13 protein-coding genes are annotated in these 12,767 nt (G+C 61.6%); 8 read left to right on the top strand and 5 right to left on the bottom strand.

The features are described from left to right. Nucleotides 1-49: 49 nt before the first annotated feature. The 5 genes from rimM to ffh all read right to left on the bottom strand — a co-directional run bounded on the left by rimM (nucleotide 50) and on the right by ffh (nucleotide 4,159). Nucleotides 50-655, bottom strand: coding sequence for a ribosome maturation factor RimM (gene rimM, locus H3U90_RS02090; protein WP_198176849.1), 606 nt, complete (start codon nucleotides 653-655; stop codon nucleotides 50-52). Continuing rightward, nucleotides 652-885, bottom strand: a complete 234-nt coding sequence (locus tag H3U90_RS02085; RefSeq protein ID WP_015021362.1) for an RNA-binding protein — start codon at nucleotides 883-885, stop codon at nucleotides 652-654. The genes rimM and H3U90_RS02085 overlap by 4 nt, the downstream gene beginning before the upstream one ends. Nucleotides 886-920: 35 nt before the next feature. Continuing rightward, nucleotides 921-1,379 (bottom strand): 30S ribosomal protein S16, encoded by a 459-nt coding sequence (rpsP, locus tag H3U90_RS02080; RefSeq protein ID WP_029677710.1) that lies wholly within the window; start codon nucleotides 1,377-1,379, stop codon nucleotides 921-923. A gap of 171 nt (nucleotides 1,380-1,550) precedes the next feature. After that, complete coding sequence (locus H3U90_RS02075; RefSeq protein ID WP_198176848.1) at nucleotides 1,551-2,513, bottom strand: endonuclease/exonuclease/phosphatase family protein; 963 nt, start codon at nucleotides 2,511-2,513, stop codon at nucleotides 1,551-1,553. Between the two features lie 29 nt (nucleotides 2,514-2,542). Further along, nucleotides 2,543-4,159 (bottom strand): signal recognition particle protein, encoded by a 1,617-nt coding sequence (ffh, locus tag H3U90_RS02070; protein WP_198176847.1) that lies wholly within the window; start codon nucleotides 4,157-4,159, stop codon nucleotides 2,543-2,545. Between the two features lie 312 nt (nucleotides 4,160-4,471). Here ffh and H3U90_RS02065 point away from each other — a divergent pair, with 312 nt between their 5' ends. The 8 genes from H3U90_RS02065 (at nucleotide 4,472) to H3U90_RS02030 (ending at nucleotide 12,767) form a co-directional block, all read left to right on the top strand. Next, nucleotides 4,472-5,731, top strand: coding sequence for an ABC transporter substrate-binding protein (locus H3U90_RS02065; protein ID WP_198176846.1), 1,260 nt, complete (start codon nucleotides 4,472-4,474; stop codon nucleotides 5,729-5,731). Beyond that, nucleotides 5,728-6,654, top strand: coding sequence for a carbohydrate ABC transporter permease (locus H3U90_RS02060; protein ID WP_229281630.1), 927 nt, complete (start codon nucleotides 5,728-5,730; stop codon nucleotides 6,652-6,654). Before H3U90_RS02065 ends, H3U90_RS02060 begins: the two co-directional genes overlap by 4 nt. Before the next feature lies 1 nt (nucleotide 6,655). After that, nucleotides 6,656-7,600: a carbohydrate ABC transporter permease gene (locus H3U90_RS02055; protein ID WP_232339242.1), complete on the top strand. Its 945-nt coding sequence runs from the start codon at nucleotides 6,656-6,658 to the stop codon at nucleotides 7,598-7,600. A 19-nt stretch (nucleotides 7,601-7,619) separates the two neighbouring features. Continuing rightward, on the top strand, nucleotides 7,620-8,075 hold the full coding sequence (locus H3U90_RS02050) for a hypothetical protein (protein WP_198176845.1): 456 nt from the start codon (nucleotides 7,620-7,622) through the stop codon (nucleotides 8,073-8,075). A 288-nt stretch (nucleotides 8,076-8,363) separates the two neighbouring features. Then, on the top strand, nucleotides 8,364-9,674 hold the full coding sequence (locus H3U90_RS02045) for an ABC transporter substrate-binding protein (RefSeq protein WP_198176844.1): 1,311 nt from the start codon (nucleotides 8,364-8,366) through the stop codon (nucleotides 9,672-9,674). Between the two features lie 31 nt (nucleotides 9,675-9,705). Continuing rightward, entirely contained in the window at nucleotides 9,706-10,641 is a 936-nt protein-coding gene (locus H3U90_RS02040; protein ID WP_198176843.1) for a carbohydrate ABC transporter permease, read from the top strand. Nucleotides 10,642-10,661: 20 nt separating this feature from the next. Then, nucleotides 10,662-11,543 carry a carbohydrate ABC transporter permease gene (locus H3U90_RS02035; protein WP_198176842.1) on the top strand — a complete coding sequence of 294 codons (882 nt, stop codon included), beginning with the start codon at nucleotides 10,662-10,664 and terminating at the stop codon, nucleotides 11,541-11,543. 99 nt (nucleotides 11,544-11,642) lie between these two features. Then, on the top strand, nucleotides 11,643-12,767 hold the full coding sequence (locus H3U90_RS02030) for a glycoside hydrolase family 172 protein (protein ID WP_232340623.1): 1,125 nt from the start codon (nucleotides 11,643-11,645) through the stop codon (nucleotides 12,765-12,767).

Below are 12,767 nucleotides of genomic sequence, written 5' to 3'. Positions count from 1 at the left end.
CCTTTCCGAGCCGCTGACTCCCAACATACGGTTGTGCTAAAAGATAGGTTCAGCCCAGTCCAGGCAGGAGTCCTCCAGGTGGATCAATGGCCACGTACCCCTTTTCAATATCAACTTGGGGCACCAGGGCTTCGACGAAGGGTATCAGCCCTTCCGCTTCCTCTTCGCCTTCTTCGGCGGCCATGCGAATCTGCAGCTGCTGCTGGGCTACACCGTCCAGCACGTCGCTGACTTGGCCGACCACTCGTCCGGATGGTTCACCCAGAGAGTTGCCCGGGGCCATGCGAACCTCAAGCCCGATCAGATCCTCGGGATACCAGGCGTCCTCCTGTGCCAGCCCCTCGGCTGGATCAGCCTGGACATACAGTTCGATGCCATTCAGCGCTTCGGATGCGTTCCTGTCTTCCACCCCTTTGAAGAGGACGATCCAACGCTGCTTGAAGCGGCGGGATGAGACCACCGTGAAAACCTTCCCGTCCTTGGTCTGCAACTGGGTGTCGGGGGCGAAGCGCCGCTCGGGCTCATCGGTGTAGGCATAGACGTTGACCTCGCCCTTGAGTCCCTGGGCGCGGCCGATACGGCAGACCCTCAGCAACCTTTGCTGCTGAGGGTCCGGACCCTGCGGGTCGTGATTGGTGGACCGGCTGGGGCTCACCGGCGCACGTCCATGATGTCGACGCGCACCTTGTGGTCGGCCAGCGCCTGGATCACGGTGCGGATGGCGTTGGCGGTCCTGCCGCCCCTGCCGATCACGCGGCCGATGTCCTCGGGGTTGACCCGCACCCGCAACAGCTCTCCGCGAGAGTTCTCGTGGGACTTGACCGACACGTCATCGGGAAAGTCCACGATGTTCCTGATCAGGTGCTCAACGGCCTGTGCAAGCATGATAGCCGGTCCTTCCAATCCTTGGTGAATGTGCCTTACTCAGCAGCCTGCTCGGCCTGGGCGGCATCCGCCGACTCATCGGCCTTGGGGGCTTCCTTCTCCGCCTCAGCCTTGGCCTTGGCGTCAGCCTCGGACTTGGCGGCCTTGAGTTTCTGGGCTTCGTTCTGTGCCTGCTCGATGCGGGCCTGGGCGTCGACCTCGGCCTGCGGCACCTTAAGGGTGCCTTCCTTGCCGGGCAGATCCTTGAACTTCTGCCAGTCGCCGGTGATCTTCAGAAGGTTGAAGACAGGGTCGCTGGGCTGAGCGCCCACACCCAGCCAGTACTGGGCGCGCTCGGAGTCGATCTTGATTGAAGAGGGCTGGGTGTTGGGATCGTAGGTGCCGATCTCCTCAATGACCTTGCCATCGCGCTTCTTGCGGGAATCGACCACGACCACGCGGTAGAAGGGGTAGAACTTCTTGCCCATTCTCTTCAGACGAATTCTGGTTGCCAAAACGGCTCTCCTTGGTACTTGGTGTGCCCGGCGGCGTCTCCATGTGGGGCATGGTGGCGCTCCTGGCGTGTTCCTCACGGCCGTCGGAATGAGAGGGCTCCTTCGGACATGAATAACAGCAAAAGTATACCTCTACCGGGGGATATGGCGGGTGGTGAGCCTGTACGGTGTTCAGAGCCGACGAGGCAGAGTCAGCCGGGCCACCAGAGCCCGGTGGTCGCTGCCAGGAATCCGGAGGGCATGCATGGACTGCGGGACCAGGCCACCGTCCGTAAGAATATGGTCGATTTCAATCAACGGGGGCAGCGCGCTTGCGGAGGGGAAGGTCGGATGGCTGCCGGCTTTCAGATGCAAAGAAGCGTCATGCAGCCCGGATTTGGCCAGCATGGCCCGGAAGGTCGGATGCTGCAGGGTGGCGTTGCAATCGCCCATAACGATGGTGGGTACGGGCGGATGGGTCAGCCTGGCCAGGGCGGCGATGCCCATGCCCCACTGTCTGGCGCCTCGTTGGGGTGATTTGGGATGGACGCTGGCCACTCGGATCAGTCCAGAGCCGGTCTCGAGCTCGACCAGGGGGACTGCAGCCGCCGGAAGGTCCAGGGCCGATGGCGAGGCTTTGACGGGTTGCTTGGCCGAGAAAATAACGTTGTGGCCGCCGTTGTCGTCAGGGCTCGCAACCCCCTGCGTCAGACAGGGCAGGAGCTGATTCAGGCCCGCAGCCTGAAGCGATTCCAGCAGCTTGTCCTTTACCTCCTGCAGGGCCAGCACTTCTACCCCATAGGCGCGCACGCAACGCACGACCTCTTCAGGATCGGCCCGGCCGAAGCGGCAGTTCAGAGTCATGACGCTCAGTCCATGGTCGGATGATGAATGGCTGGCCCGGTCTTCTGGAGGCAGCCGGTATCGTAGGCGCTGGCAGCTGACCAGAGTGAGTTCTATCAGTGCCAGCAGGCATTGGGGCCAGACGCGCGCGAAGACCGTCCACAAGAGTATGACCAACAGGGGAGCGGTCAGCAAGTCGATCAGGGCGATCAGCTCCACCAGGGGGCGGTGCCGGTCAGCCCCGGCTGGCAGGAAACGCAGGGCCATCCACAAGGCGATGAGCCCCAGGAGAATCCAGAGAAGGGTGTTCACGTGGCATTGTCTCCTGCAGGAGTGAGGGGTCAGCGGCCGCCGAAGAGACCGCCCAGTCCGCCGCCGAGGTTGGGGGGCAGGTCCGGCAGGCCCTCGGGCATCTGCGGAGTCTCGGGGCGCTTGGCGAAGGCCGAACCGCCGGAGGATTTGCCCTTGCCGGACAGGCGCTCGCGTAAAGCCTTCTCTTCGGCCTCCCGCTTCATGGGATTGCCTGAACGGGAACCCTTGCGGCCTTTCTTGCCCTTTTTGCCCTTCTTGCCGCCGCCGGCGCCCATGCCGCCCATGCCTGGGATCGAACGGCTGCCATTGGTCATCCGCTTCATCATCTTGGCCGCTTGCTCGAACCGCTGCAGCAGTCCGTTGACGGCCGAGACCGTGGTGCCGGCGCCATAGGCGATCCGGGCCCGTCGTGAGCCGTCGATGATGCTGGGGTCGCGTCGTTCCTGGGGAGTCATCGACTGGATGATGGCCTGGGTCCGATCCACCTCCTTTTCGTCGAACTGCTCAAGCTCCTTGCGGTGCTGGGCCATGCCTGGAATCATGCCCAGGATGCTCTTGAAGGAACCCAACTTGCGAACCTGCTGGAGCTGCTCCAGAAAGTCGTCCAGGCCAAAGCTGCCCTCGGACATCTTCCCGGCGGCCTTGCGGGCCTCCTCCTCGTCGAATTGGCGTTGGGCCTGCTCGATCAGGGTCAGGATGTCGCCCATGTCCAGAATGCGGGAGGCCATCCGGTCAGGGTGGAAGACCTCGAAGTCCTTGAGGCCCTCGCCGTTGGAATCGAAGAGGATGGGCTTGCCGGTCACCGAGGCCACCGACAGGGCAGCGCCGCCGCGGGCATCGCCGTCCAGTTTGGACAGGACCACGCCGGTGAAGTCCACACCCTGGTCGAAGGCCTTGGCTGTGGCGACCGCGTCCTGGCCGATCATGGCATCGATGACGAAGAGGATCTCGTCGGGGTGGACGGCGTCGCGGATATTGCGGGCCTGCTCCATCAGCTCCTGATCCACACCCAGTCGTCCGGCCGTATCAATGATGACCACGTCGTAGAGTTTGTCCTTGGCCACCCTGATCGAGTCGGCCGCCACCTTGACTGGATCGCCCGTGACCTGTCCGGGGGCCGCCAGCTCGGATCCGCTGGTCTGCACGCCCGGCTCGGGTGCATATACCGGCACTTCGGCGCGCTCGCCTACCACCTGGAGCTGGGTGACCGCGTTGGGCCTCTGCAGGTCGGCCGCCACCAGCAGGGGGGTGTGGCCGGCGTCCTTGAGCCAGTAGCCCAGCTTGCCTGCCAGCGTGGTCTTGCCTGCACCCTGCAGGCCGGCAAGCATGATGACCGTGGGCGGGTTCTTGGCGAAATTGAGCGGTCGATCCACTCCCGCGCCCAGGATGCCGGTCAGTTCGTCGTAGACGATGGAGACCACCTGCTGGGCCGGGTTCAGAGCCTTGGAGACCTCCTCGCCCAGGGCGCGTTGCCGGATGCGTCCGGTAAAGGAGCGCACCACGTCCAGGGAGACATCGGCATCCAGAAGGGCGCGGCGGATCTCGCGGATTGTGCCGTCGATGTCGGCCTCGGTCAGCTTCCCCTTGGAGCGCAGGTGGGTGAAGGCCTGGGAGAGCCGATCGGTCAAAGATGAAAATGCTGCCATAGTGCCCCAAGTCTACCTGTCAGCCGGGAGATTGGCTGTTGATTCCGTAAGGCCTACCTGGATGGTTCTGATATGGAACAACGATTTTGTTCGGTTGCAGAATGCATGCTACCCTGAATTTGCAACGTTGCAAATCACTATGAACCGGTCGGTCCGGCTCGCAGGGTGTCGATGTTCGATGCCCGGGGGCCGACGGGTTCCGAAGAAACGATGCAGGGTTGCCGGCATACGGGTGTGCCGGTCCCATCGAGAGGAGCAAGAGGGATTGTGAGTGTCTTCAAGGGAGAAAGACACGGGGGAGGTGGAACCCACATGCCCCTGTTTGCGCGGCGTTGGCTCAGGCTGTTGCTGAGCCTGGCGGCCATATGTGGCATGGTGGTCTCGACCGCAGGCTGTGGCGGCGGCGATCAATCCGCCAAGGAAATCTACTTCTGGAATGGTTTGACCGGCGATGACGGCCCGGCCATGCAGAAAATCATCAAGGCCTTCAATGCACAGAGCCCCGAGTACAAGGTGGTCTTCCAACCCATGAACGGCGGGGATCTGACCACCAAGATCTACAGTGTCATGCAGACCGGGAAGAACATCCCCGATCTGGTCATCAACGACTCGTTCTCCACTTCGGTACTGCAGAGCCAGGGGCTGCTCAACCCCTCGACGGTGTGGACCAAGTACCACCCGGAGCTCAAGGAGTCGAGCTTCCTGCCGCAGGCCTGGCAGAACACCGTGGTCAAGGGCAAGTCCTACGGCATCCCCCTGTATATGTTCCAGATGGCCATCTATTACAACAAGGATCTGATCCACAAGTACGGCCTGGACTATATCCTGGACGACCGGCTGGTCACCACCGATGAGATCGCCTCCATGAAGGGCAAGCTGCCCAAGGACGTCTACGGGCTCTGCCTGGGCAACCTGCCTTGGGCCATGATGTCTCTGCTATACAGCACCGGCACCAACATCGAGGATGGCGTCAAGGACATGACCGGTCCAGGCTGGCGCAAGCCGCTCAAGGCGCTGCGCGACCTCAACGACCAGGGCATGCTCTCGCCCATCGACAGCGACGGTGAGCAGGTCTTCGCCTCCGGTCATGCGGTCTTCGGCATGCTGGGCACCTGGGCGCAGGGCAACATGTCCTCCACCCTGGGCAAGGACAAGGTTGGCGAGATCAACACCCTCCAGTATGGCACCGAGCATCCCTCCAACTTCCTGTACCAGCAGAACTGGCTCCAGCTCAAGGACAAGAACCGGCCCGAGGCCAAGGTCAAAGCGGCCGCCGACTTTGTGGACTTCGTCTACAAGCATTGGATGATGTGGTCGGACGTGGGATCCATATCGCCGGCCTACCGTGACCTGAACAACCCGGAATACCAGAAGCTCATCCAGGCCTCCTTCACCAACGACAAGCGTGAACGGCAATGGATCAAGACATCCAACTACATCTATGGCGGCTATGCCACAGCCGGATGGGGATCCTTCATGGACATCGTCTATCGGAACATCTCCCTGGAGGAAGGTCTGAAGACGCTTGATCTTATGACCCAGGGCCAGATCCAGATTCAGGAGCAATCATGAGCGCACACGGCACAACCGCAGTCATGGATGGACGGGGCAAGCGTCGTCCGCTGGGACAGAAGTCCTTCTGGCATGCCTTCCCCTACATCGCCCCGCACATGGTGGTCTTCGCCATTTTCGGAGTCATCCCGATCTTCTTCGGCATCTACCTGGCCTTCACCAGGTGGAACCTGGTTGGTTCCCCCACCTGGGTCGGCCTGGACAACTTCAAGCTGATCTTCGACAAGTCCACCTACTTCTACTCCATCTTCTGGAGGGACATGTGGCACACGATCATCTTCGTGCTGATCAGCGTGCCCCTGACCATCATCGTCCCCCTGCTGCTGGCATGGGCCCTGCAGACCAAGCACCTGAAGGGAGTGGGGCTCTTCCAGGCCATCTTCTACGTGCCCGGGCTGATCTCCGTGGCCGCAGGAGCCCTGGTCTGGCGGCTGGTCTTCAACTCCCAGTTCGGCCTGCTCAACACCACTTTCCGGTGGGACATCAACTGGCTGGGCAAGCAGCCCTGGGCCTGGATCGCCATCTTCGTCCTCAGCCTCTGGGGAGGTATCGGCGGCAACCTGATCATCTACCGGTCGGCCCTGTCCGGGGTAAGCCAGGATCTGTACGAGGCGGCTTCGGTGGACGGCGCCGGACCCATCCGGCAGTTCTTCAGCATCACCCTGCCAGCCATCAAGCTGCCGCTCTTCTATACGACCATCATGACCACGGGCGGTGCCTTCAACGTCTGGGGTCAGCCACAAATGCTGACCGGCGGCGGTCCTGCCTACACTTCGCAGGTGTTGCTGATGGACATCAGGAACCTGGCCTTCCCGCAGGGGCCTTCGGCTGCTGGCATGGCCTCCGCAATGGCCCTGCTGCTGGGGATCATCCTCATGCTGATCTCCCTGGTCCAGATATTCTTCATGAACAAGGAGGACTGACATGAGTTCGGCAACCCTTGATATGCCATCCCTGGGCAAGGGGCTCAAGGCTCCTGGCCCCAGCGCAACGGTTCCCGGCGGGGAGAACGTGCCCGAAAACCACCACAAGGTGCTCAAGCCTTCGCTGGTGGCCATCTATGCGGTGCTGATCGTCCTGGCTGTGGTCTGGATCATTCCTGTGGTCTACACCATCACGACATCGTTCAAGTCACCCCAGGAGTTCCTGAAGAACGCCTACAACTTCCTGCCCGCGCACTGGGTCACCGTCAACTATCTGACCCTGCTGCAGGCCTCGGCCTCCTACCCGGTCTTCAACTGGCTGGGCAACTCGCTGATCATCTCGCTGTCGCACGGCATCCTGGCGGTCTGCGTGGTGGCCCTGGCGGGGTATGGCTACTCCCGCATCAACTTCAAGGGCAGGGACACGCTCTTCTTCGTCCTCCTGCTCATCTCGATGTTCCCGGGCGTGGTCAACATGATTCCCTCCTACCGCATCGTGGCCACCTTCGGCTGGATCAACTCATACTGGTCCTGCATCATCCCCGGCTTGGGGAACGTGGCCAACATCTTCCTGGTGCGCAACTTCATGAAGGGGATCCCCAAGGAGATCGACGAGGCCGCCGAGATTGACGGCGCCGGCGACTTCCGCATCTTCCGCAGCATCATGCTGCCCTCCATCCGCCCAATCCTGATCGTGATCTTCCTGTTCGCCTTCACCGGCGCCTGGAACGACTTCCTCTGGCCCACCCTGGTCTTCAACGACATCAAGAAGACCCCGGTCACGGCCGGCCTGCAGCTGCTGGGCAACCAGATGATGCAGTACAACCAGATGGGCACGCTTTGCGCGGCCACCTGCCTGGCCATCATCCCGACCCTGCTGCTCTTCGTGTTCGCCCAGCGCTACTTCCTGCAGTCGCTGAACATCACCTCGGGTCTCAAGGGCTGAATCAGGAAAGGCGGCAACAATGGCAAAGGAAAACCGTAGGGATCATCTGGCGGGCAAGGACGTAGCGAGCAGAAGGACCGAGAAGATCATCCTCCTGGTGGCGGCAGCCATCAACGTGATCATGGCCTCGGTCACCATGTTCATCTACTCGCCCTGGTTCAAGGACGAGGGCTATGCCATCCTCGGCCGTGCCGGACGTCTGGCCGACGACATGGCCACAGTCAACGGCGCGGCCACAGTGGCCCAGTCCTATGGTTTTCTGCTGCTCATCCTTGGGGCGGTCTCCTTTATTGTGGCTCTGCGGGCCATGCGGCCCTCGACGATCGTTCGGGGGGTGCAGTATTGGATGATCTTCTGCATGGTCTTTTCCTTGGCCACGGCGGATTGGCTATCGCTGATCGCCTACGGCCTGGCCTTTGTCACCTATATAGCCAGGAACAAGACCATCCGCCGGATCTCGTCGAGTCAGAGGTGACCAGCTCCTGGGGCCTGCGGCGCCCCTAATCGCTGCGCTTTCAACCCCCTCTGCATTGTACGAAGCCATCGGGCAATGTAGAGGGGATTTTGGTTTTTGAGGCAGTCTTCTTCGCGCGCCCTGTTGACATGACCCATGAAAGTCTTCTATACTGAATCGAAACGATTCGACATCTCGGGTGCATCGACGGAGATGGTTAGTGCCCTGCAGTCCGCCCGGAGTCGAAACCTTTCGACAAGTCGAATCGCGGTAACTGGATGCAAGGATGCAAGGAAGTTAGGAGCCATCATGAAGATCAGAAGAGGGATCGGGGCGGCCTTGGCCCTGGCCATGTCGATCCTGCCGCTGGCGGCCTGCGGATCTGGGGGCGATGCCCCCCAGGAAGCCCATCCGTCCAGCATCAAGATCTGGTACTACGAGGAGCCCAGCAGCGGGCAGGCCCAGGGTTGGCTGAAGGCTGCCGATATCTTTACCCGACAGACCGGTATCAAGGTGGATTTCGAGGTCAAGTCTTTCACTCAGATCGCCCAGAACGGCAGCCAGTTCCTCAACTCGGACGACGCCCCGGACGTCATGGAGTCCAATCGAGGCAACGGCTCGGCCGGGGTCCTGTCCACCCTGAAGCTGCTGACCGACCTGAAGCCCTATGTGCAGAAGTACGGCTGGGACAAGAAGGTGCGCGGCCAGGCGGCGGCAGTGGGCAAGTACGACAAGCGCGGCGTCATGGACGGGGATACCTGGTACGGGGTTTCCTCCTATGCGGAGATGCAGCGGGTCTACTACAACAAGGATCTCTTTGACAAGTACAAGATTCCCATCCCGCAAACCTTTGACCAGTTCGTGGCAGCCCTCAAGGCCTTCAAGAGCCACGGGGTCACGCCCATAGCGGCCGATGCCCAGGAATACGGGGTGCTTTGGCTCTGGTGGCAGCTGGCCATGACCAAGGCCGATGCCCGCTTCGTCGACGACTGGCAGCTCTACAAGCATCCGGTCAACTGGCGCAGCGAGCCGCTGACCTTCGCCACCAACACCATCCGCGACTGGATCGACAAGGGATACATCTCCAAGAACGCCACCGGTATGAAGGCCGAGGACACGACCACGGCATTCATCAAGGGGACCTATCCCATCTACCAGACCGGCACCTGGAACCAGACCCGCTTCATGGAACAGGTGAAGAACTTCGACTGGACCGCCTCTATCTTCCCAGGGGCCAAGATGGTCGAGGGCTGCGCGGGCAACCTGTTGGTCATCCCGCAGAAGTCCCGGCGCAAGGATGCCGCGGCCCGCTACATCGACGTGGTCCTGTCCAAGGAGGTCCAGAACTACATCGGCAACAAAGGCGGCGTGCCGGTGGCGGCCGATACGGCAGCCATCACCAACCCCAAGAGCCGTGATCTGGTCAACGAGTACACCAAAGCCTCGGACGCCAGCCGGATGAGCTACTATCCCGACTACCCTGCGCCCAACCTGACCGACGCTATGCCGGCCGCCTTCCAAGAGCTGGTCAACGGCACCAAGAGCCCCGACCAGGTTCTGGACACCCTGCATAAGAACTACGACGACGGCGTCGCCCAGCTCGATCTGGATGACGACTGAGCTGCGTCAATCCGCCAAGGAGAGTACAAGCATGTCTGACACACATAGCATGAAGAAGGCGCAGTCCCGCATCCCGGGCAGTGCGCCCTCGCGGTTCGTCCCTTATCTGATTCCCGGTCTGATAGGCATCGTGGCCATCGTCATCGTGCCCATCTTCTGGAACATCTACCTGAGCTTCACCCGCTGGAGGGGGGTGGGGCCGACCAAATGGGTGGGTCTGCGCAACTGGCGACGGCTCATGGGCGACTCGACCTTCTGGGTCTCCTTCGGGCACACCCTCTGGATCATCGTGGCCATCGTCATCATTCCCACGGTTCTGGGCCTGCTGATCTCATCGGCCCTGACCGACGTGATCCAGAAGAAGTTCGGCCCCCACACCTCCTCGACCCTGCGGGCCCTCTACTACCTGCCCCAGGTTCTGCCCGTGGCCGTGGCCACCATCATCATGGGCTGGATCTTCCGGCCTGAAGACGGTGCGGTCAACGACCTGCTGGCCAAGATCGGCCTGGGTGGCCTGGCCCACAACTGGCTGGGTTCGACCACCACGGCCCTGCCCATCCTCATGGTCATCCTGATCTGGATCCAGCTGGGCTACCCCATCGTCATCTTCATGTCCGGACTGCAGCGGGTGGACCCCGAGCTCTACGAGGCGGCCAGCCTGGACGGGGCCAACTGGTGGCAGAAGTTCCGCGTCATCACCCTGCCCTCCATCATTCCCGAGCTGCTGGTGGTCATCCTCACCTCCACCATCGGCGCCCTGAAGACCTTCGCCCCGGTCTATCTGCTGACCAAGGGCGGGCCCGGAACATCCACCATGGTTCCCTCCTACTACTCCTACAACCAGTTCTTCCAGGTGCAGCAGGTGGGCTACGGCGCCGCCATCTCGACATCCCTGACCGTGGTCATCGTCATCTTCTCCATCGTCTTCACCATCGTGCAGAAGCGCGTGCAAAAGAGCATCGCCTGAGGAAGGCTAGGAAGCACATCATGAATAATCAAGCCACACTGCAAGCCGACGCCCGGGTGTCCTCCCGGCACGCCCATAGAATCCGCACCTGGGGGAACTGGGTCGGTCTGATCCTGCTGATCGTCGGAGCCGTAATCATGCTCTTCCCCCTGCTGATCCTGGTCCTGAACGCGTTCAAGACCACGGCAGACTACAACGCCACGGGCCCCTTGTCCGTGCCCGCCCACTTCAGCATGGACGGCATCATCTCCTTCTGGAACAAGAGCAATTTCCCTCTCAAGCTGGGCAACTCCCTGCTGATTTCCCTGGTGGTTGCGGTGGTCGGGGTCCTGCTGTCGGTCCTCAACTCCTTCGCCCTGGGCATCGGCAGGGTCAAGGGCAACACGCTGATCCTCCTGTTCATCATGCTGGCCAACATGGTTCCCCAGGAGGCCCTGCTTTACCCGCTCTATGTCATGTTCAAGTGGATGGGCTTCTATAACTCCCAGTGGTCCATCATCATCATCTTCACCATCATCCAGAGCGCCTACGGCACCTACCTGCTCTCCTCGGTCTACGGGACCTTCCCACAGGCCATCCTGGAGGCTGCCACCGTCGACGGGGCCTCGCGCTGGCAGATTCTGCGCAAGATCGTACTGCCGGTGTCCTGGTCGACCATCAGCGTCCTCTTCGTCTTCTTCTTCATCTGGACCTGGAACGAGTACATGATCCCCATGGCCTTCCTGATGAGCGAGAAGACGCAGACCATTCCGTTGGCCCTGGCGACCATGCAGGGGCAGCACACCATGGCTGCCACCGACCTGGCCTCCGCTTCGCTGCTCAGCATCATCCCCACCATCATCTTCTTCATCTTCTTCCAGAGGAAGCTCTCGCAGGGGATAGTGGCGGGCGCTGTCAAATAATCGCCGCCGCATAAGTACACTGAACATGGTCGCCCGCTACGAGAAGGCGGAGGAGGGGAGCGGGCGGCCCGGATATGAAAGGCAATCACAACCATGGGTATGACCATGCCGAACATCACCAACGGTCTTGAGGCGCTGACCCGCCCATCCGCAGACCGCACCCGCTGCGTCAACGCCGAGAACCCTCGTGGAGGCAAGGGCAGTGCAGCCATGACGGCCAGCAATCTCGGTCCATCCAGAAAGGGGACCCCCTGCCTCAGGAACATTCCTCCCGGGCAGGACATGGTCCTGGCCGACCTGTCCGGCGCGGGCGAGGTCCGCCATATCTGGATGACCGTGACCGATGCCACCTCGCCCACCGGACCCAACGTCCTGCGCAATCTGATCCTGGAATGCTACTGGGATGGCGAGCAGACACCCTCCGTCTGCGTGCCTCTGGGCGACTTCTTCTGCTGCGGCCACGCCCAGGCCTGCAGGGTGGAGTCCGTGCCTGTGGCCGTCTACCCGCGCCGGGGTTTCAACTGCTACTGGCCCATGCCCTTCCACGACGGGGCCCGGATCGTCCTGCGCAACCGGCACAACGAACCCATCGAGGCCTTCTTCTACCAGATCGACTACGTGGAGAAGGACGAGCTGCCCGAGGAGGTCATGACCTTCCATGCCCAGTGGCGCCGTCAGCGTGTCACCGAACTGGGTCAGGACTACGTGATCCTGGATGGGGTGCATGGCCGGGGCTCCTACGTGGGCACCTATCTGGCTCTGACCGCTTTGGAGAGCCGCTGGTGGGGCGAGGGCGAGGTCAAGGTCTACCTGGACGGGGACAAGGACTATCCCACCTGGTGCTCCACAGGCAGCGAGGATTACTTCGGCGGTGCCTGGAGCTTTGCCGGGCAGGATCCTGATGGCCGGATGCACGAGGTCACCTACAGCGGGGCCTACATGGGATTTCCCTTCCATTCCCGGCAGTTGGACAACCGCGAATCCCAGTACTGGGATGCTGATACCCCGGTGACCAGGGGGTTCTACCGTTGGCACATCCCCGACCCCATTATTTTCAGCAGCGACATCAAGGTGACCTTGCAACAGATAGGTGTGGACGAACAGGGTTACTTCGAGCGTCAGGACGACCTGGCCAGCGTGGCCTACTGGTACCAGCAGGAGCCCCATCAGCCCTTCCCGCAAGATGTGCTGGAGACAGGGGAGCGGGATCGTCGGCCCCGTTGA

The organism is Bifidobacterium sp. W8103, assembly GCF_016100775.1.
In the GTDB taxonomy this organism is placed as follows: Bacteria; Actinomycetota; Actinomycetes; order Actinomycetales; family Bifidobacteriaceae; genus Bombiscardovia; species Bombiscardovia choladohabitans.
The sequence above is the reverse complement of the archived record's forward strand: the minus strand, read 5'-3'. Positions and strand labels throughout refer to the sequence as shown.